Genomic DNA, 19574 nt, shown 5'->3' on the forward strand with positions numbered 1-19574 from the left:
GCGCGTGCTCCGGGACCGCGCGCCGACCCTGAGCCGGTCACGGTGGCGTCGTCACCAGGACCGGCCCGGTGTACGGCGAGGTGCCCACGACGTTGAACGACCGGATCCGGTAGTGGTACTTCACGCCCCGGGCCAGCCCCGTGTTGGTGAAGCCGCGACCGGTCACCGTGAAGGTGGCCGTCCCCTGCTCGAAGGCCGGGTCGAGGGCCCGCTGCACGGTGAACCCGGACCCCGGACCGTCGGGTGTGCTCGCCTCCCAGGCCAGGGTCACCGTCGCGGTGTCCGGCCCCGGTGCGCTGGCGGTGGCGCTCACCCCGCTGGGGGTTCCCGGCGCGGGTGGCGAGGTCACCGTGGCGACGGTCGACCACGCCGAGGCAGCGCCCAGGTAGGTGGTCCGCACCCGGTAGTAGTACGTGGTGTCCGGTGCCACGGCCGCGTCCAGGTGGCTGTCGCCGACCCCGATCGCCGTGGTGCCCGGGCCGCTGGTGAACGTCGGGTTGGTGGCCCGCTGTACGTCGATGCCGGTGGCGAACGAGCGGTTCGTCCAACGCAGCGCCACGCGCAGCGGCGCGGCCGGCGGCAGCATCGCGACCAGACCGCTCGGCGCGGCCAGGTGCACCGAGGCGGGTACGCCGTTCGACCAGGACGAGTAGCTGACCGCGTTCTCCGCCCGGATCCGGTAGTGGTAGGTCACCCCGGGGGTGACGGTCGCGTCGGTGTAGCGGGTGGCGGCGGCCGCGACGGTGATCGTGGTGACCTCGCCGCCGAAGGTCGCGTCGGTGGCCCGTTGCAGCAGGTGGCTGGTGGCGGGGGGTCGCCCGCCGTTGCTGGTCCAGGCCAGCGCGATCGCGGGTAGCGCGGTGGCCGAGCCGGGCACCGGTGTGGCGGTCAGCCCGGTCGGCGCCTTCGGCGCCACCCGCAGCACCAGCGGTCGGCTCATCCCGCCGTCGTGGTGGCCGGCGAGCTGGCTGTGCCAGCGGTACTCCCAGCCCAGGTTGACCAGCTGGTTGACCACCGTGGCCGGTCGCCCGTCGGCCGGGCTGACCGGCGTCGACCCGGTGCGGGCTCCGGCCGGGCGGCAGGGGTCGAGCAGCCGGACGCTGTCACCCAGCTTGAACGGCAGCGTCGGCGCGAGCGGGCGCAGCGCCACCACCACGTCCTCCCGGGGGTTGACCCGGATGATTCCCTTCCAGCCCAGCTCCGTGCCGTGCGGGAGTCGCAGCGTGCCGTCCCAGCCAACCCGGTTGACCACCTGCACGTCGCAGCCGCCGACGTGCAGCGGCTCGGTCTGCCGGACGTTGCCGCTGATCCGCCAGAGCTGCGTGCCGTCGGCGGGGGCGCCCACCGGCACGGCGGGGTCGGTGGCGAAGAGCACCTCGGTGACCGGGTCGGTCGCACCGAGCGGCAGCGTCGTCGGGTTGAGCGGCCCGGCGTGCGGGTGCCCGACGCCGAGCCGGCCCGCCAGCCGGCCGTGGTCCGGTTCGAAGATCTGCTGTGCGGCCTTGACCGCGATCGGCAGGGTCACCGGGCCGGTGCCGGCCGTCGGCGTGAACGTCGCAGTGGCGGCGTGCACCGGTACCAACGTCTGCGCCGGGGTCCGGGTGCCGAACGCCGGGTCGTACGCCGGCTGCGGGACGATCGGCGGGCGTTGGCTGGCCGCGTACGCCAGGGGTAGCCGTTCGCGCAGCCGGCTCAGGTCGTACGGCGGCTCGGGCGTCCCGGCGACCCGGAACTGGAGCACGGTGCGGGTGTTCGGGCCGTACCCCGGTTCGGTTGGGGGCGGGCCACCCTCGGCGCTGCGGTCCGGGGCATCGGTGTGCTGGTCGTAGCGGGGGTCGAAGCCGGGCAGCGGGGCCGGGGCGTCGTTGTACAGGATCAGCGTGCTGCCCGGCGGCATGGCGGAGAAGTCGACGAGCACGTCGGCCCGTTCGCCCGGGGCGAGCAGCAGGGTGTGCCCGTCGACGTTCAGCACGGTCGGGTCGAGCCGGTCGTAGCGGTAGCCGATCGGTCGGTTCGGCAGCACCACCGGCGCCGGCAGGAGGCCGGCCTCGTTGCCGATCTGGATGAACTCCGGGCCGGCGGCGCGCGGGTCCGGCACACCGCCGTCGCGTCCGTCGGTCGGCCACCCCGCCGGACGGTCCGCCGCCCGAGCGGCGGGCACCATCGGCACCTCACCGGCGTCGGGGTCGGCGAGCGCCCCGTCGGCCGTCCACATCGGCGCGTCGGAGCAGGCGCGGTAGAGCTGGAGGTTGAGGCTGCGGTCCAGGCAGGCGTTGAGGATCCGGAACCGGTACGCGCGCGGCCGCACCTCCAGGTACGGGTAGGCGACGCCGTTGACGAGCGGGGTGTCGCCGTACGCCTCGGGAACGGCCGACGGGTGCGGTACGCCGGGGCTCAGCGGCGGCTCGTCCGGAGCGCCGACCGGGTCGTGGTACGGGTTCGGCACCCAGCCGTCGGCGCGGGCGTCGTCCGGAGAGGAGTTGTGGGACCAGGGGCCGTAGTCCCACCGGCCGGTGGGGTTGCGTCCGCCGGACCGGTACGGGTTCTGCCGGGGTTGGTAGACATGCGGGTGCCAGAGGCTGCCCCGGGCGCCCCAGCGTTCCCGGTCCCAGGTCGGGTCCTCGGCGGCGAGTTGTGTGTCGTCCGGAACGAACGTCTTGTCCTCGATCACCAACGGCACCTGGTCGGCCGGCAGCACCGCGTCGGCGACGAGCTGGTCCTCCGCCGGGTCGGTGAGCAGGTAGAGCGCGAGCTGTCCGCCGTAGACGGTGAGCCGGGCCAGGCCGAGGGTGTTGTCGTGGAACCACAGCAGCCGGCCGCTCTGTTCGTTCGGGAAGTAGAGCGTGGTGGCCCCGGCGCCGGGCGCCGGCATGTCCGGCACGTGGGCCAGGCCGGGCCCGGTCGGGTACGGGGTGATCTCCCCGGCCGGGGTGATCCACTGCCCCGGGTTGCCCGCGCTGGTCCAGCCGGTCTGCGCCCCGGCCAGGTGCAGCACGGCCCGGTTCTGTGGGTAGGGCGCCGGTCCGTCCAGGGGGCCCAGGCCGGCCCCCTCGATGGTGTCGTCGACCGGCAGGAACAGCTCGCCGGACCGACCGGCGGGGAGCTGGTTGATGAACTTCACCCGAACCGGTCGACCCCGACGGGCCCGGAATATCGGCCCGAGGTGCCACTGTCGCTCCGGAGGCGCCACAGTGTTGTGTCCGGCCGGGTCGGTGCCCAGGTTCAGTTGCCGGTAGCCGCGCAGCCGGGTGGCCGGCAGGTCCCGGTGCAGCCGCTGGGCGTACTCCTGTAGGCCGATCTCGTAGTAGTCGCAGCCCGGATAGCTGATGGTGTCCGGCACCGCCACCGGTAGGTGGCTGCCGAGATCGCCACGGCCGGGCTGGCCCGGGAGGGGCAGTGGGTCGACGAACTTGCGCAGCCCGGTCCCGGCCACCACCTGCCCGTCGGGGTCCCGCGTCGGGCGAGGGCTGTGGGCGAAGTTCGGCACCGGGCCGAAGTAGCGGGGCACGACGGCCGGGTCCAGGCTCGGCGTGCGAACGGCCTCCTCGGCGGTACGCGCGGCCGGCACGGACGCCGCCCGGCCGTCGGCGTCGGTGTCGTGGGTGGTCCGCTCGAAGAAGGTGGAGCGGAGTCTGCGGAACATCGCCATGACTCTCCCCGGTTCGGGGCGCGAGGTCCGCCACCCCGGCGTGGGGGACCTCGGCACTCTGCTGACGGTCGGTGAGCGCTCAACCGCAGCATGCGACTCCGGCGGCCGGTTAGGAATTACCCAATCGTCCGTTTCTGCCCTGGGTCCCGCCTGGCGAGAGCCTGGTCAGCCGGATGACGACGAACCGGGGCGCTCGGGCTGGCAGACCGGGCACCAGTAGGTGACCCGCTCGCCCAGCTCCTCCTTGCGGATGGCGGTGCCGCAGCGGCGGCAGGGCTGGGCGCGGCGGCCGTACACGTAGCTGGTCTGCCCCCGGTGCAGCGAGCCGGTGCTGCTCTGCGTCCACCGGCCCCGGTTGGCGGCGAGCAACCGCTGCGCGAGGGCCACCAGGCCCGGCAGGTCGGGCACCCCGCCGACCGGGGTCCACGGTGACACGCCCCGCAGGAACAGCACCTCGCACTTGTAGAGGTTGCCCACGCCGGCCAGGTTGCGCTGGTCGAGCAGCGCCTCGCCGATGGTCTGCTCCGGGTGGTCGGCGAGGCGGCGGACCGCCTCGGCCGGGTCCCAGTCCGGGCCGAGCAGGTCGGGGCCGAGATGGCCGACCAGCTGGTCCTCCTCGGCTGTCGGCACCAGAGTCAGGTCGTGCAGGTGGTAGCCGACCGCGACGGCGCTGGGGCTGCGCAGCACCACCCGGATGAGGTGCGCGGGTCGGCCGCTCCAGCGTTCCCCCGGGGCGTACGCCCGCCAGGCGCCGTCCATCCGTAGGTGGGAGTGCAGGGTCCAGTGTTCCTCGGTCGGGGCGTCGAGCCGCAGCAGCAGGTGCTTGCCCCGGCTGGCCGACTCGCGGACGGTCCAGTCGGTGAGGTCCGTGGTCGCCAGCTGCGGCACCCGGAAGTCACTGCCGGTGATCCGCGCGCTGGCCAGCGCGCGGTGCAGCACGCGCGCGGTGTTCCAGACGGTGTCGCCTTCGGGCACCCTGCCATCCTCCCTCTTTCGAGCAAGATTCGCATGTGTCGCTATTTGTACTCAGGTTCCTCATGATCTCCTGACATGCGAAGGTCAGGGGGTTCTGAGGAGAATGCCCATGACACGACACCATTGTCGTATCCGATCTTTCGCCCTCATCGCCACCCTCGCCCTCCTGCTCACCGCAGCGCTCCTACCCGCTACCGGCCCTGTCCCGGCCGCACCCGGCGGCGTCCCGATCACCCTCCTCGCCGCCGCACCCGGCGACGAACGGTGGAGCGCCGACCTCACCATCGTCGACCGCGATGATGTCAACGTCCGACGCACCGCCGCCGGCCTACGCCTGCGGGAGGCCCGGTCCACCGGGCGCGGCGCCCGCAGCCCGCACAGCGCGGTCGCCGAGGGGATGCTGCTGACCGCTCCCCGCACTCTCGCCCGGCCGGCCACCCGGGTCCGCGCCGAGATCAACGCCGCGGTGCCGGCCGGGGCGACAGTGGAGGCGCAGGTCCGCGGCTGGCGGGCGGCCGGCTGGACGGAGTGGCGGGCGGCCACCTCCGGCGCGGTCTTCGAACGGCCGGTCACCCGGGTGCAGACCCGGGTGGTGCTCACCGCCTCCGATGGTGGCGCCACGGCGACGGTACGGGGTGTGCGGCTCACCGCCGACGCCAACGCCGGCGTCTCCGCCGCCACGCCCGGCCGCACCTACCGGGTGTACGCCACCCGCATCGGACTGGTCGGTGAGCTGACCGCCAACGGCCGTACCGTGCAACCCCGGGACCACTTCGCGGCGCTGCCGTCGCGGCGGGGTCTCTCGCCGATCAACACCGGCGACTACACAGTGCGGGTCTGCACCACCAGCGGCTCCCGCTGTGAGTACGCCCCGGTCTGGGACGTCGGGCCGTGGAACACCCGCGACGACTACTGGAACCCCTCGTCGGTCCGGGAGAACTGGAAGAACCTGCCGCAGGGCCGGCCCGAGGCGCAGGCCGCTTACCAGTCCGGCTACAACGGAGGACGGGACCAGTTCGGGCGGACCGTGCTCAACCCGGCCGGCATCGACCTGGCCGACGGCACCTTCTGGGACGGGTTGCGGCTGACCACCAACGCCTGGGTGGACGTCGCCTATCTGTGGACCGGAGGCGGGCCGCGCGGCGTGGTCGGTGACGGGCCACTCAACATCCGCACCGGGGCCAGCACGTCGTACGCGACCCGTGGCCTCGCCGCCCGGCTGGCCCACGTGCCGATCCAGTGCTACGTCACCGGTCAGTCGGTCGCCGGCCCCTACCGGACCACCACCCGCTGGAACCGTCTGGCCAGCGGGCAGTACGTCAGCCACGCGTACATCTCCAGCGTGTACGGCGGCAGCGTGCCGGTCTGCTGAGCCACGCTCACCCCGGCGGGCGCCCCGTCAACGTCAGGGGCGCTCGTCGGGGCGAGCCGTCCGCACCATGTCCTGGTAGCGCGGGTGGCTGGCACCGTAGACGGCGTAGTTGAGACGGGCGTGCGTAAGGCTCAGGTCGCCGTTGGGGCCACCCCGGACGGCGTCGGCGTCGGCGTCGGTCTGGCCGTCGTCGGTCCAGAAACAGACGGGGCAGGTCCCCCCGCCGGTCCGGGATGCACAGCAGGGACAGCCCACAGGAACCACATGCTCACCCACCGGAGAAGCATTCCACAGTCGAACATCAGCCCGATACCCGCAGGAGGTCCCCCGGGGAGGCCGCGAGGAGGTCCGAGGCCCGCCCGCCGTTGACCGCGACCGCGACCAGACCGGCCGAATCGACGTACGCCACCAAGCCGCCGGCCGGGGCGTCGCCGAAGGTCCGCCCGCGCACCGCCGCGAGGGCCGGCGTCGGTCCGGGCGGACCCACCCGGAGCGTGGCCGGCAGCGGGTCGAGCAGTTCGGCCGGCGCGGCCAGTTGGACGTTGCCGAAGTGGTCCACGGTCAGCACCTCGGCGGTGAAGCCCTCGGCGTCCCGGGTCAGCGTCGGCGTCGGAAGTCGCACCAGCCCGTCCGGGTCGACCGGTGGGCCCGCCTCGGCCAGAGGCGCGCCGAGCGCCAGCCGGGCCGCCGCCGGTGCGAAGACGTCCCGGCCGTGGAACGTGTCGGACACCCGGGCGGCCAGCCAGCGCGGCTCGGTCAGCTCGACCGCGTCGGTCACCCCACCGAGCGCGGTGGCCGCGTCCACCAGCAACCCGTTGTCCGGGCCGACCAGCAACCCACCCGGGGTGGCCAGCGCGATCCCCCGTCGGGCGGTGCCCACGCCCGGATCGACCACCGCCATGTGCACTCCCACCGGCAGGTACGGCACGGTCTGCGCCAGCACGGCGGCACCGCGCCGGACATCCGCCGGCGGCACCAGGTGGGTCACGTCGATCACCCGGGCGGCCGGCGCGATCCGGGCGACGACCCCGTGGCAGGCGGCCACGAAGCCGTCGGTGAGGCCGTAGTCGGTGGTCAGCGAGATCCAGGGCACGGCGGACATGTCCGCAGGCTAGTAGAACGGCGGGTGCTGGCGGATACGGGACAGCGCAGTGGCCGACCGGCCCCTCCCGCCGCCGGAGGACGTTGGGCAGACTGCCCTGGTGACAACTCGGAACCTCCCCGCAGTCGGAATCCTGCTGGTCGCCGTCGCCCTCAGCGCCGGTTGTGGCAGTGACGACGACGGCAGCCCGAACGCGACCCCATCCGTCTCGTCCGAGGCGGCCCCGACCGGCCTGCCGACGCCCCAAGCCTCACCCAATGCCGACGGCGCGACCCCGCCCTCCGCCGCCGCACAGGGCACGACGCAGCGACGGCCGGCCAGCCCGCCGCCGGTGGTGCTGCCCAAGCGCCCGGCCAGTGCGCCCGGCGCGAAGCAGGTCATCGAGGCGTTCCGGGCCGCCGGTTTGAAGGTGGCGCACCCGAAGGACCGCTCGGTCGACTGTGGGCCGGACGGCCTCGGCCTGGGCTGTTCCGAGCTGATGGCCACCGACGCCGTCACCGTCTACGTCTTCCCGGACGAGACCAGCGCCAGCGACATCGCGGAGACCTGGGGCGGCCAGTCGTACCAGCGCGGCGCGGTGGTGCTGAACTACCTGGAGGCGAAGACCCCGGCCGCCGACCGCCCGCGCTACGAGAAGGTGCTCAACGGCCTGCGCTGAGCACCGGTCCGTGGTGTCCACGGCCCGGGGCATGTCTGTCCTTCGGAGCGATATACCTGTGAGTCATTAAATGACTCACAGGTATATCGCCCAATCGCGTGTGTCCCCGTCGGGGCCGGCCCCGCTGCGGAGTGGAAGGGGCGCGAGCAGGACGGGGGGTCAGCCGCGCAGGCGCAGGCCGCGGGGGGTGGCCCGGAAGCCGGCGGCGGTCAACGCGTCCCGCAGTGGTGACGAGTGCACCGCTTCGCCGTCGGCCCGCTCCACCGACATCGCGCCCAACGCCCCGGAGTGGACGGCGTCGGCGAGCGCCTTGCCGGCCGCGGCGAGCGTGTCGGTGTCGTCGGTGAAGGAGAGCAGCGTCCGGCCGCCGCGTTCGACGTAGAGGACGAGGTCACCGCCGACCTGCACCACCAGGGCGCCCGCCTTGCGACCGGCCCGGTGCCCGGTCGCCGGGGTGGCCCCATCGCCGGAGTCGACCACCCGTTCCGGCCAGGGCAGCGCCGCACCGTACGGGTTGGCCGGGTCGGTCGCGGCGAGCACTGTGGCCGCCGTGCCCCGACCCCGGGCACCGTCGGTCGGCTCGGCCAGCGCGCGCAGCCGGTCCACCGCACCGGGTACGGCGAACTGCGCCGCCCCCAGCCCTTCGACGAAGTAACCACGGCGGGCCGCGCCGCGCTCCTCCAGCGCCGACAGCACCGGGTAGACCGCCGAGAACCCGCCGACCACCTGCTCGGCCATCACCGCGCCCCGGGTGACCACCCCGTGCCGCTCCAACAGCAGGTCGGCGAGCGCGGCGGCCCGCCGGGTCGGGTCGAGGTCCCGCTCCGGGAGACGTGACCAGCGGCCGGCGACCGTCGGCGGGCCACCCCGGGTCGGCAGCGCAACTCGACCGGGCCGCCGGTAACGGGTGCGGGGCGCGGACGGCCGGGAGCGATGTGCGCCGCCAGCGCCGAGCACCGCGCGCAGCGGGGCGAGGGTGTCGTTGCTGAGGTGCCCGGCCCAGACCAGGTCCCAGATCACCGCGGTCAGCGCGGCGTCGTCGGTCGAGCCGACCCGGTCGGCCAGCGGGCGGAAGAACAGCGCCTGCCCGTCGCCGAGCGCGTCGAGCACCGCGTCGTGCAGCGGGGTGCGGGTCAACGCCTCGTCCGGCGGCGGCAGCAGCAATGGCGCAGCGTCCGCGTACGCCAGGGTGACCCAGCCGTCGCCCCCGGAGATCGCGCCCGACCCCGCCCAGAGCACCTCCCCGCTGGCGCACAGTTCGTCGAGCTGGGCGGGGGAGTAGTCCGCGACCCGGGCGGGCAGCACCAACCGCTCCAGGGCGGACGCCGGCACCGCAGTGCCCTGCAACTGCTCCACTGTGGCGGCGAGCGCCTCCACACCTCGGGCGGACGAGCCGACCTGCTGCCAGCGGGGCAGGAACGTCGCCAACGCCCGGGGCGGCACCGGCTCGATCTCCCGGCGCAGCGCGGCGAGGGAGCGGCGGCGCAGCATCCGCAGCACCTCGGCGTCGCACCACTGGGCGCCGGCCGACTCCGGGGTGAACTCCCCGGAGACCACCCGCCCGGTGGCGCCGAGCCGGCGCAGCGCCTGCTCGACGACGAACACGCCGAGCCCGAACCGGGCCGCACAGCTGGCCGCGGCGAACGGGCCGTGGGTGCGGGCGTAGCGGGCCACCAGGTCACCGAGCGGATCGGCCACCGGGGCGAGGTACGCCTCGGCCACCCCCATCGGCAGCGCCACGCCGAGGGCGTCGCGCAGGCGGGCGGCGTCCTCGACGCCCACCCAGCGCTGCTCGCCCGCGATCCGGACCCGCAGCACCCGGCGGGTGGCCTCCAGCTCGCTGAGCCACGTCTCCGGCACCCCCCGCTCGGTCAACTCGGCGTCGCTCAGGTCACCGAGCACCCGCAGCAGCTCGACGACGTCCTCGGCGTCGCGGGGGCGGCGCTGCTCGGTCAGCCACCGCAGTTGCCGGTCGGTCTCGGTGAGCACCGCCGGGTCGAGCAACTCCCGCAGGTCGACCCGGCCGAGCAGCTCGCCGAGGAGCGTGGAGTCGAGGGCGAGTGCGGCGGCGCGGCGCTCGGCCAGCGGGGCGTCGCCCTCGTAGAGGAACGCGCCGACGTAGCCGAAGAGCAGCGACCGCGCGAACGGCGACGGCGCGTTGGTCTCCACCTCGACCAGCCGCACCTTGCGGGTGGCCAGGTCGCGCATCAGCCCGGCCAGCGCCGGCTGGTCGAAGACGTCCTGGAGGCACTCGCGGGCGGCCTCCAGGGTGACCGGGAAGTCCGCGTACTCGCGGGCGACGTCGAGCAGTTGCGCGGCGCGTTGCCGTTGCTGCCAGAGTGGTTGGCGGCGGCGCGGGTCGCGGCGCGGCAGCAGCAGTGACCGGGCGGCGCACTCCCGGAAACGGGCGGCGAAGAGGGCGGAGGTGCCGACCGACTCCTCCACGAGTTGGGTGATCTCGTCGGGCTCGAAGACCACCACGTCGGCACCGGGGGGCTCGTCGGCGGTGTCCGGAAGACGCACCACGATGCCGTCGTCGGAGGGCATCACCTGGGCGTCCACCCCGTACCGCTCGGCCAGCCGGCGGCCCACCGCGAGGGCCCAGGGCCCGTTGACCCGGGCACCGAGCACGCTGTGCACGGCCAGCCGCCAGTCACCCAGCTCGTCGCGGAACCGCTCGACCACGACCGTGCGGTCGTCGGGCAGCGAGCGGGTGGCCTCCCGCTGCTCGCGCAGGTAGGCCATCAGGTTGCCGGCGGCCCAGTCGTCCAGCCCACCGTCGCGCAGCGCGGCCAGGGCCGCCTCGTCGGTCTGGCGCAGCAGGGTGCGCACCCGGGCGCCGATGGCCCGGCCCAGCTCCACCGGCCGACCCAGCTGGTCGCCCTTCCAGAACGGCATGCGCGCGGCCTGCCCCGGGGCGGGCGAGACCAGCACCCGGTCAGGGGTGATCTCCTCGATGCGCCAGGAGGAGGAGCCGAGCAGGAAGACGTCGCCGACCCGGGACTCGTAGACCATCTCCTCGTCCAGCTCGCCGACCCGGGCGGCCCGCTCGGCGCCGGCCAGGAAGACCCCGAACAGGCCCCGGTCGGGGATCGTTCCGCCGCTGGTCACCGCGAGGCGTTGCGCTCCCTGGCGGCCGGTGAGCACGTCGGTGGCTCGGTCCCAGACCAGGCGGGGGCGCAGCTCGGCGAACGCCGTGGACGGGTAGCGGCCGGAGAGCATGTCGAGCACGGCGTGCAGCGCCGAGTCGGGCAGCTCGGCGAAGGGCGCGGCCCGGCGGACCAGCACGGCCAGGTCGCCGAGCGGCCACGGCTCCAGCGCCACCATCGCGACGATCTGCTGGGCCAGCACGTCCAGTGGGTTGCGCGGGTAGTGCAGCTCCTCGATGGCACCGGCGGTCATCCGCTCGGCGACCACCGCGCAGGAGAGCAGGTCGCCGCGGTGCTTGGGGAAGACCACCCCCCGCGAGACCGCGCCCACCTGGTGCCCGGCCCGGCCGACGCGTTGCAGGCCGGCGGCCACGCTGGGCGGCGCCTCGATCTGCACCACCAGGTCGACCGCGCCCATGTCGATGCCCAGCTCCAGGCTGGAGGTGGCCACCACCGCCGGGAGCTGACCGGACTTGAGCGCCTCCTCGATGTGCTTGCGCTCCTCCCGGGAGACGCTGCCGTGGTGGGCGCGGGCGATCACGGGCGCTGCGCCGGTGGCCACGCCGGACTGGGCCATCACCTCGGCCGGCGGTCGGTTGCGCACCGGCCCGGCGGGGCCACCCCACCGCTGCGCGCCGGACGCCGGGCCGTCGTCGCCCGCCGGGTCGTCGCCGGCCGGCAACCCCTCCGGTACGCCGATCGCGCCCTCGCCCGACGCGGATGCGGCCACCGCCTCGGCGGCCAGCTCGTTGAGCCGGGCGCAGAGGCGCTCGGCACTGCGGCGGGAGTTGGTGAAGACGATTGTCGAGCGGTGCTGCCCGATGAGGGTGAAGACCCGCTCCTCAACGGCCGGCCAGATCGACGCCCGACGGGGCCCGGGGCCGCCGAGGTCGTCCTCCGGTGGCTGCTCCTGCTCGTCCAGGCGGGTCATGTCCTCCACCGGGACCTGCACGCTGACCTCGATGGTCTTCGGCGTGGCCGGCTGCACCACGTCGACCGGGCGGGCGCCGCCGAGGAACTGCGCGCAGGCGTCGATCGGCCGGACGGTGGCGGAGAGGCCGATGCGCTGCGCCGGGGCGGGCAGCAGCTCGTCGAGGCGTTCGAGGGAGAGGGCGAGGTGGGCGCCGCGTTTGCTGCCGGCCACCGCGTGCACCTCGTCGACGATCACCGTCTGGACGCCGCGCAGCGAGTCGCGAGCCGCGGACGTGAGCAGCAGGAACAGCGACTCGGGCGTGGTGATGAGGATGTCCGGCGGGGTGCGGGCGAAGGCTCGTCGCTCGTCGGCGGGCGTGTCGCCGGTGCGCATGCCGACGGTGATGTCGGGCGGTGCGACGCCCAGCCGGGTGGCCGCCTGCCGGATGCCGGCCAGCGGGGCGCGCAGGTTGCGCTCCACGTCGACGGCGAGGGCCTTGAGCGGGCTGACGTAGAGCACTCGGCACCGCTGGCGGGCCTCGGCCGGCGCCGGCTCGCGGGCGAGTCGGTCCAGTGACCAGAGGAAGGCCGCGAGCGTCTTGCCCGAGCCGGTGGGCGCCACCACGAGCGCGTTGCGGCCGGCGGCGACCGACCGCCAGGCGCCGGTCTGCGCGGCGGTCGGGGCGGCGAAGGCGTTGTCGAACCAGGCGCGGGTGGCCGGGCCGAACCCGGCGAGCACCGCGCCGGCGTCTGCGTCTGCCCCGGTCACCGGTCCATGGTGCCCCGCCGGTCCGACATCCACGAGCGACCCACGGCGGAAAGTGCCCGGCAGAAACAAAAAGCGTGGAAGGTGCGCTTAATCCGTTAAGTCTCACTTAACTGCTTGCTTCTAAGGAGCAACATAAAGTAACTTCACTCGCAACGCGAACCGGGGTGAGGGGATTTGATGGGCGGCGAGCAGCGCACCGTCGAACCGGGCACCGACGTGCTGATTCGCAAGGTCGACAGCCACCTCGCCGCGCTCCGCGCCGGTCTGCACGGCCCCGAGCTGGAGCTCGCCGAACGCCTCGCCCGCTGCCTGCGCGAGCTGGTCCTTTGCACCGCCCAGGCCAGCGCCGCCGACCGGGGTCAGGTCCGCGTCGCCGTCCACTACTTCGTGCTGCGTCGCGAGAGCCGTGGCCGCCTGCTCTCGGTGCGGTCGCTGACCGCCGCCGAGCGGGTGGTCGACCGGGTCGCCCGCCAACTCGGCCGCCTCGACCTGCTGGCCGAGCTGCGCCGCGATCGCCCCACACCCGACGACGCGCAACCCCTCAACAACGCCCTGCTGCGCTGACGACCTTCCGCCACCCTCCTCCCGCGTCGATCAAGCTGTCCACCTGCGCGATCTTGCACTTGCTGTCGCGGAACAGGGGGCATTCCGTGCATCTCGACGACCGAAACTGCAAGATCGGCGCCGACGGGGAGGTTGCGAGGCGAGGTCGGGGTCGGGGCTCGGGTTGGGGGTTGGCGGGCGAATTCTGGCAAAACCGCCCGGCGGGGGAGGAACTGGCGTCTGATCGCTGCTAGGCGCCACCGCTGCCACGGGCGTCGGCCATGTCGATCGGGAGCGCAGGTGCTGGTACTGCTCGTCCTCCACCTCGTGGCGGCCCTCGTCGCACCCCTTCTCGTCCGGTGGTGGGGATCCGGCGCCTGCTATCCGCTGGCGCTGGCGCCGGCCGCAGCGTTCTGCTGGGCGCTGGTTCGCACGCCGGCCGTCAGTGACGGCGGGGCGGTGGTCGAGACGTACCCGTGGATCGGGCAGTTGGGCCTGGACATCGCGTTGCGGCTCACCACGCTGTCCTGGTTGATGACGCTGCTGATCGGCGGCATCGGTGCGCTGGTGCTGGTCTACAGCGCCCGCTACTTCGATGCCCGCTCGGTCGGGCTCGCGCAGTTCGCCGGGGTCCTGGTCGCCTTCGCCGGCGCGATGCTCGTCCTGGTCTTCGCCGACGACCTGCTGCTGCTCTACGTCGGCTGGGAGCTGACCACGATCTTCTCCTACCTGCTGATCGGGCACAGCACCGAACGGCGTTCCAGCCGCTGGGCGGCGGCGCAGGCGCTGACCGTCACCACGGTGGGCGGGCTCGCCATGCTGGTCGGGTTCATCATGCTGGGCGAGCACGCCGACACCTACCGCTGGTCGGAGATCAGCGCGCAGCCGCTGCCCGGCGGCGGGTACCTGGTGGGCGCCGCGCTGCTGATCCTGGCCGGTGCGCTGTCCAAGTCGGCGGTGCTGCCGTTCAGCTCGTGGCTGCCGGTCGCGATGGCGGCACCCACGCCGGTCAGCGCGTACCTGCACGCAGCCGCCATGGTCAAGGCTGGCGTCTACCTGGTCGGGCTGCTCGCGCCGGTGCTCGCCACGGTCGGTCCGTGGCGGCCGGTGGTGCAGGTCGCTGGCGTGGCCACCATGCTGCTCGGTGGTTGGGCCGCGCTGCGGCAGACCGATCTGAAGTTGCTGCTGGCGTACGGGACGGTCAGTCAGCTCGGCCTCCTGGTCGCGGTAACCGGTTCGGGCACCCCGGACGCCGCCCTGGCCGGCACGGCGATGCTGCTGGCGCACGCGTTGTTCAAGGCGGCGTTGTTCCTGGTCGTCGGCATCATCGATCACGGCGCCGGCACCCGTGACCTGCGCGAGCTGTCCGGGCTGCGGCACTGGTCCGGGCCGCTGTTCGTGGTCGCGGTGCTGGCCGCGGCGTCGATGGCCGGTGTGCCGCCGCTGGTCGGCTTCGTGTCCAAGGAGGCGGTGTTCGGGGCGTTCACCGATCAGCCGGTGCTCCTCACCGGCCTGGTCGCCGGCACCGTGCTCACCGTCGCGTACAGCGCCCGCTTCCTCTGGGGCGCCTTCGCCGACCGGCCGGGCGTGACACCGGTCCAGCCGGGACCCGTCGCCGCGTCCCTGCTGGTCCCGCCAGCGGTGCTCGCCGGGGTCGGTCTGCTCGCCGGCCCGGCGGCGAGCGTGCTGGACGAGTTGCTGCGCCCGTACGCCGATCTGCTCGGCGGCGTCGACGCGCACCTGGCGCTCTGGTCCGGGCCGACCCCGGCGCTCGGCCTGTCCGTGCTGGCGCTCGTCGGCGGTGGGCTGCTCTTCGCCGTGCGCGGGCCGCTCGCCCCGGTGCTGGCCCGGCTTCGGACGCCGGTGAGCGGCAATCAGGGGTACGAGTGGGTCGTGGGCCGGTTCGACCGGTTGGCCATCGAGGTCACCGGCGCGACCCAGCGAGGTTCCCTACCGCAGTATCTGGGCATCATCCTGGTCGCCCTGGTGCTGGTGCCCGGAACGGCGATGATCTCCGCCAGTCCGTGGCGAGCCCGGATCCCGCTCTGGGACAGCCTGCTGCAACCGGTGGTCGTGTTGGTGATCACGGTCGCCGCGGTGCTGGCGGTCGGTGCCCGCCGTCGCCTGACCGCGATGCTGCTGGTGGGGATGACCGGCTACGGCACCGCGATGCTGTTCGTCCTGCACGGTGCACCCGACCTGGCGCTCACCCAGTTCCTGGTGGAGACCGCGACGATCGCGGTCTTCGTGCTGGTGCTGCGTCGTCTGCCAGAGCGGTTCTCGGCCCGTCCGTTGCGGCGTACCCGCTGGGCTCGCCGGGCGATCGGGCTGGCGGTGGGTGTGGTGGCCGCCGGGCTGGCCCTCACCGCCGCCGGTGCCCGTCGGGCACCGGACATCAGTGCCGCCTTCCCGGACCTGGCGGTGGTCCAGGGGTACGGCCGCAACGTGGTCAACGTGACCCTGGTCGACATCCGGGCCTGGGACACCATGGGCGAACTGGCGGTGCTGGTGGTGGCCGCGACCGGGGTGGCCAGCCTGATCTTCGAGCGGTCCCGCACCGGCCCCCGACCGCGCCGGCCCGAGTCGGATCAGCGGGTGGACGAACCCGGCCGGCCGGTGTGGCTGCGCGGCGGTCCCACCCTGTACGAGGAGCGCCGCTCGATCGTGTTGGAGGTGGTCATCCGGCTGATCTTCCACACCGTGGTGCTGTTCTCCCTCTTCCTGCTCGTCTCCGGGCACAACGCGCCGGGTGGTGGCTTCGCCGGCGGTCTGGTGGCGGGTCTCGCCCTGGTGGTGCGCTATCTGGCCGGCGGCCGGTACGAGTTGACCGAGGCGGCTCCGATCGGCGCCGGTGCGATCCTCGGTGCCGGGCTGGCCATGTCGGTGGGCAGCGGTGTGGTGGCGCTGCTGGTCGGTGGGTCGGTGCTGGAGAGCGCCAAGGTCGACCGGGTGCTGCCGTTGGTCGGCGACGTCCACCTGGTCACGTCGCTCTTCTTCGATGTCGGTGTGTACCTGGTCGTGATCGGGTTGGTGCTGGACATCCTGCGCAGTCTCGGCGCCGAGGTGGACCGGCACATCGAGGCCACCGGAACGGCCACGGGTGGCCTGGCCGTCGACAAGGGGGACCGGCCGTGAGCGCGAGGAGTGAGCCGGTTCTGCGAGCCCCGCAGTCGCGAACAGAGGCGGAACAGTGACGGCGAGCGGTGCGGAACCAACGCTGGTGCTGGTGCTGGCCGTCGCGGTGCTGGTCGGTTGCGGGGTGATCCTGCTGTTGGAGCGCAGCCTGACCCGGATCCTGCTCGGTGTGATCCTGCTCGGCAACGGGGTGAACCTGTTGATCCTGTTGGGTGGGCGCTCGGGTGGGGCGCCGATCGTCGGCACCGGTGCGGTGGAGCAGATGAGTGATCCGCTGCCGCAGGCGATGGTGCTGACCGCCATCGTGATCACCTTCGGGTTCACCGCGTTCCTGCTCGCGGTGGCGTACCGCAGTTGGTATCTCACGGGCGACGACGAGGTGCCCGACGACCTGGAGGACCGGCAGATCATCCGCCGGGCGGTGCGGAACGAGATGGGTGCTGTCGACCACGGTGGGGAGGGTCCGGACGGCGACCCGGAGCAGGTCGATCCCGAGCCCGCCCGCCGTCGGCTCCGACGGGGGGACGAGGCGTGATGGGCGCGCTGGTGCCGCTGCCGGTGGTGGTGCCGTTGCTCGGTGCGGCACTGACGCTGCTGCTGGCCGGGAAGCCCCGCCTCCAGCGCGCGATCAGTGTGCTCTGTCTGGGCGGCACTCTCACCGTGGCGCTGCTGCTGCTCGTGCAGGCGTACCGGCACGGGCCGGTGGTGGTGGCGGTCGGTGGATGGCCGGCGCCGGTCGGCATCGTGCTGATCGCCGACCAACTCGCCGCGCTGATGGTGGTGGTCTCGTCGGCGGTGACCCTCTGCGTGCTGCTCTACTCGATCGGCCAGGGTCGCAGCGAGACAAGCGAGTCCACGCCGGTGGCGATCTTCCACCCGACGTACCTGGTGCTCACCGCGGGCGTCACCAACGCGTTCCTGGCCGGTGACCTGTTCAACCTCTTCGTCGGTTTCGAGATCCTGCTGGCCGCGAGCTTCGTGCTGATCACGTTGGGGGGCACCGAGACCCGGATCCGGACCGGGTCGACGTACGTGGTGGTCAGCATCCTTTCCTCGACGATGTTCCTGATGGCTGTGGGCCTGGTGTACGCGGCCACCGGCACGCTCAACCTCGCTCAGCTCACCCAGCGCCTCGACGACCTGCCCGACGGCGTGCGTCTGGCCCTGGAGCTGATGCTGCTGCTGGCGTTCGCGATCAAGGCGGCGGTCTTTCCGTTGTCGGCCTGGCTGCCGGACAGCTACCCCACCGCGCCGGCCCCGGTCACCGCCGTCTTCGCGGGTCTGCTCACCAAGGTGGGCGTGTACGCGATCATCCGCACCGAGACGTTGCTGTTTCCGGGCGGGCACGCGGACACGTTGCTCATGGTCGTCGCCGGTCTGACCATGGTGGTCGGCATCCTCGGCGCGGTGGCCCAGTCCGACCTGAAGCGGGTCTTCTCGTTCACCCTGGTCAGCCACATCGGCTACATGATCTTCGGGGTGGCGTTGAGCACCGTCGCCGGGCTCTCCGGCGCGATCTTCTACGTCGTGCACCACATCACCATCCAGACCACGCTGTTCCTCGTCGCCGGGCTGGTCGAGGAGCGCGCGGGCAGCACTGACCTGCGCCGTATCGGCGGGCTGGCCCGGGTGGCGCCGGTGCTCGGTGTGCTGTTCTTCGTCCCGGCCATGAACCTCGCCGGTGTGCCGCCGTTCTCCGGTTTCCTCGGCAAGCTCGGCCTGCTCCAGGCCGGGGTGGCGGCCGGCGGGCCGCTGCCCGGGGTGCTGGTGGCGGCCGGCACGGTGACCAGCCTGCTCACCCTCTACGTGGCGTCCCGGGTGTGGAACATCGCCTTCTGGCGGGCGCCCCGGCTGGCCACCAGCGAGCCGACCGTCCCGCTGCCGAAGCTGATGGTCGGGGCCACAGTGGCCCTGGTCGCCCTCGGGCTGGCGCTGACCCTGCTGGCCGGTCCGCTGTTCGACGTCACCGCGGACGCGGCCGCCGACCTGCGCTTGCGCACCCCGTACGTGCATGCCGTGTTCCCGGGCGGCGCGCCGTGAACGGCCCTCCGGAGCCGGCTCCCGACGCCCCCGGGCCCCCCGTGGTGGGTCGCGGCCGGCTCGGGCGCTGGCGCGACCAGGTGGTGGCGTTCGGGTGGCTGGTGGGGGTCTGGAGCCTGCTCTGGGGCAACCTCAGCTGGGCCAACCTGGTCGGCGGCCTGCTGGTGGGCGGCGCGGTGCTGGTGTTCTATCCGCTTCCGGCGGTCAGCTTCGGCGGCCGGCTGCGGCCCGGGGCGCTGCTGGTGTTCGCCGGCCGGTTCGTCGTCGAGCTGGTCAGCGCGAGCCTGCACATCGCCCGGATCGCCGTGCAGCCCGGCTACCGGCCGCGCGGAGCGATCATCGCGGTCCGGTTGCGGGTGCCAACCGACCTGAACCTGGCGCTCACCGCCGAGGCGGTCTCGCTGGTGCCGGGCACGCTGATCCTCGAGGTGGACCGGGACTCCGGAACGCTCTACCTGCACGTGCTGGACACCCACGGGCCGGCTGACCTGGAGGTGGCCCGGGAACGCACCCGCACCGTCGAACGGCGGATCGTCCGTGCGGTGGGCTCCGCCGCCGAACTGCGCCGCGTCGAGACCGAACCTTCCGAGAAGGGAACCCGCTCGTGACCACGTTCCTGGCCGTCGTCCTCACCGTTTTGCTGTCGGTGACCGCGCTGCTCGCGCTGCTGCGCCTCTACCGTGGCCCGTCACTGGTGGACCGGGTGATCGCCGCGGACATGCTGCTCGCCACCATGGTCGGCGCGGTGGGCGCCGAGGCGGCGGTCAACCGGCACGCGACCACACTGCCCGTGCTGGTGGTGCTCTCCCTGCTCGGCTTCGTGGGCTCGGTGTCGCTGGTCCGCTTCGCGGTCCGGGAGCGGCAGTGATCGCGACGATCGCGGACTGGCTCGGCGCCGGTTGCCTGGTGGCCGGTGCCCTGCTCGGCCTGGCCGCCGCGATCGGCGTGCTGCGATTCCCGGACGCGCTGAGCCGGATGCACGCGGCCACGAAGCCGCAGGTGCTCGGGGTGCTGCTGTTGCTGCTGGGCATCGCGCTGCGGCTGCGCTCCCCGGCGGACCTGGGCATGATCCTGCTGGTGGCGGTCTTCCAGTTGGCGACCGCGCCGGTTGCGGCCCAGATGATCGGACGGGCCGCGTACCGGTCGGGGCGGGTGGACCGCAGTCTCCTCGACGCCGACGAACTGGCCGACCGGTGACCCGACCCGGCCGCCCGGACCCAGCCGGCGGTGTGATCGCCGGTCCGACCGCGCCCTGCGATTAGCACACACT

14 protein-coding genes are annotated in these 19574 nt (G+C 73.5%); 9 read left to right on the plus strand and 5 right to left on the minus strand.

Annotated features, from left to right (window positions below; all coding sequences use genetic code 11):
• Positions 1-37 precede the first annotated feature (37 nt).
• Both ACQRWP_RS02145 and ACQRWP_RS02150 read right to left on the minus strand, forming a co-directional pair.
• On the minus strand, positions 38-3649 hold the full coding sequence (locus ACQRWP_RS02145) for a hypothetical protein (protein ID WP_430500559.1): 3612 nt from the start codon (positions 3647-3649) through the stop codon (positions 38-40).
• A gap of 165 nt (positions 3650-3814) precedes the next feature.
• The gene (locus ACQRWP_RS02150) at positions 3815-4624 is read right to left on the minus strand and encodes a DNA-formamidopyrimidine glycosylase family protein (RefSeq protein WP_430500560.1); all 810 of its coding nucleotides are present in this window, start codon (positions 4622-4624) and stop codon (positions 3815-3817) included.
• Positions 4625-4733: 109 nt separating this feature from the next.
• Between ACQRWP_RS02150 and ACQRWP_RS02155 the strand changes: the two genes are divergently transcribed.
• On the plus strand, positions 4734-5996 hold the full coding sequence (locus ACQRWP_RS02155) for a hypothetical protein (RefSeq protein ID WP_430500561.1): 1263 nt from the start codon (positions 4734-4736) through the stop codon (positions 5994-5996).
• A gap of 33 nt (positions 5997-6029) precedes the next feature.
• Here the strand turns inward: ACQRWP_RS02155 and ACQRWP_RS02160 are convergent, their stop codons facing one another.
• On the minus strand, positions 6030-6272 hold the full coding sequence (locus ACQRWP_RS02160; protein ID WP_238671784.1) for a CPCC family cysteine-rich protein: 243 nt from the start codon (positions 6270-6272) through the stop codon (positions 6030-6032).
• 25 nt (positions 6273-6297) lie between these two features.
• Complete coding sequence (locus ACQRWP_RS02165; protein ID WP_430500562.1) at positions 6298-7098, minus strand: SAM hydrolase/SAM-dependent halogenase family protein; 801 nt, start codon at positions 7096-7098, stop codon at positions 6298-6300.
• A 100-nt stretch (positions 7099-7198) separates the two neighbouring features.
• On the opposite strand from ACQRWP_RS02165, the gene ACQRWP_RS02170 reads away from it, so the two are divergent.
• Entirely contained in the window at positions 7199-7756 is a 558-nt protein-coding gene (locus ACQRWP_RS02170) for a hypothetical protein (RefSeq protein WP_430500563.1), read from the plus strand.
• Positions 7757-7915: 159 nt separating this feature from the next.
• Here ACQRWP_RS02170 and ACQRWP_RS02175 read toward each other — a convergent pair whose 3' ends face one another.
• Positions 7916-12619, minus strand: coding sequence for an Lhr family helicase (locus ACQRWP_RS02175; protein WP_430500564.1), 4704 nt, complete (start codon positions 12617-12619; stop codon positions 7916-7918).
• Positions 12620-12763: 144 nt separating this feature from the next.
• Between ACQRWP_RS02175 and ACQRWP_RS02180 the strand changes: the two genes are divergently transcribed.
• The 7 genes from ACQRWP_RS02180 to mnhG all read left to right on the plus strand — a co-directional run bounded on the left by ACQRWP_RS02180 (position 12764) and on the right by mnhG (position 19501).
• Positions 12764-13150, plus strand: a complete 387-nt coding sequence (locus ACQRWP_RS02180) for a hypothetical protein (RefSeq protein WP_430500565.1) — start codon at positions 12764-12766, stop codon at positions 13148-13150.
• A 279-nt stretch (positions 13151-13429) separates the two neighbouring features.
• Entirely contained in the window at positions 13430-16264 is a 2835-nt protein-coding gene (locus tag ACQRWP_RS02185; protein WP_430500566.1) for a Na+/H+ antiporter subunit A, read from the plus strand.
• A 55-nt stretch (positions 16265-16319) separates the two neighbouring features.
• Complete coding sequence (locus ACQRWP_RS02190) at positions 16320-16799, plus strand: Na(+)/H(+) antiporter subunit C (RefSeq protein WP_430500567.1); 480 nt, start codon at positions 16320-16322, stop codon at positions 16797-16799.
• The gene (locus tag ACQRWP_RS02195) at positions 16799-18304 is read left to right on the plus strand and encodes a Na+/H+ antiporter subunit D (protein WP_430500568.1); all 1506 of its coding nucleotides are present in this window, start codon (positions 16799-16801) and stop codon (positions 18302-18304) included. The genes ACQRWP_RS02190 and ACQRWP_RS02195 overlap by 1 nt, the downstream gene beginning before the upstream one ends.
• A complete protein-coding gene (locus tag ACQRWP_RS02200) occupies positions 18301-18912 on the plus strand; it encodes a Na+/H+ antiporter subunit E (RefSeq protein WP_430500569.1) in 612 nt (203 codons plus the stop codon). The genes ACQRWP_RS02195 and ACQRWP_RS02200 overlap by 4 nt, the downstream gene beginning before the upstream one ends.
• Complete coding sequence (locus ACQRWP_RS02205) at positions 18909-19172, plus strand: monovalent cation/H+ antiporter complex subunit F (RefSeq protein ID WP_430500570.1); 264 nt, start codon at positions 18909-18911, stop codon at positions 19170-19172. Before ACQRWP_RS02200 ends, ACQRWP_RS02205 begins: the two co-directional genes overlap by 4 nt.
• Complete coding sequence (gene mnhG, locus ACQRWP_RS02210; RefSeq protein WP_430503385.1) at positions 19172-19501, plus strand: monovalent cation/H(+) antiporter subunit G; 330 nt, start codon at positions 19172-19174, stop codon at positions 19499-19501. Before ACQRWP_RS02205 ends, mnhG begins: the two co-directional genes overlap by 1 nt.
• Positions 19502-19574 lie beyond the last annotated feature (73 nt).

This window comes from Micromonospora trifolii (genome assembly GCF_050516465.1).
Taxonomy (GTDB): domain Bacteria; phylum Actinomycetota; class Actinomycetes; order Mycobacteriales; family Micromonosporaceae; genus Micromonospora; species Micromonospora trifolii.

What these genes read in the sequence shown, in the direction of transcription:
- ACQRWP_RS02155 (WP_430500561.1), top strand. Translation starts at nt 4,734, where the DNA reads ATGACACGACACCATTGTCGTATCCGATCTTTCGCCCTCATCGCCACC.
- ACQRWP_RS02165 (WP_430500562.1), bottom strand. Translation starts at nt 7,098, where the DNA reads ATGTCCGCCGTGCCCTGGATCTCGCTGACCACCGACTACGGCCTCACC.
- ACQRWP_RS02145 (WP_430500559.1), bottom strand. Translation starts at nt 3,649, where the DNA reads ATGGCGATGTTCCGCAGACTCCGCTCCACCTTCTTCGAGCGGACCACC.
- ACQRWP_RS02180 (WP_430500565.1), top strand. Translation starts at nt 12,764, where the DNA reads ATGGGCGGCGAGCAGCGCACCGTCGAACCGGGCACCGACGTGCTGATT.
- ACQRWP_RS02195 (WP_430500568.1), top strand. Translation starts at nt 16,799, where the DNA reads ATGGGCGCGCTGGTGCCGCTGCCGGTGGTGGTGCCGTTGCTCGGTGCG.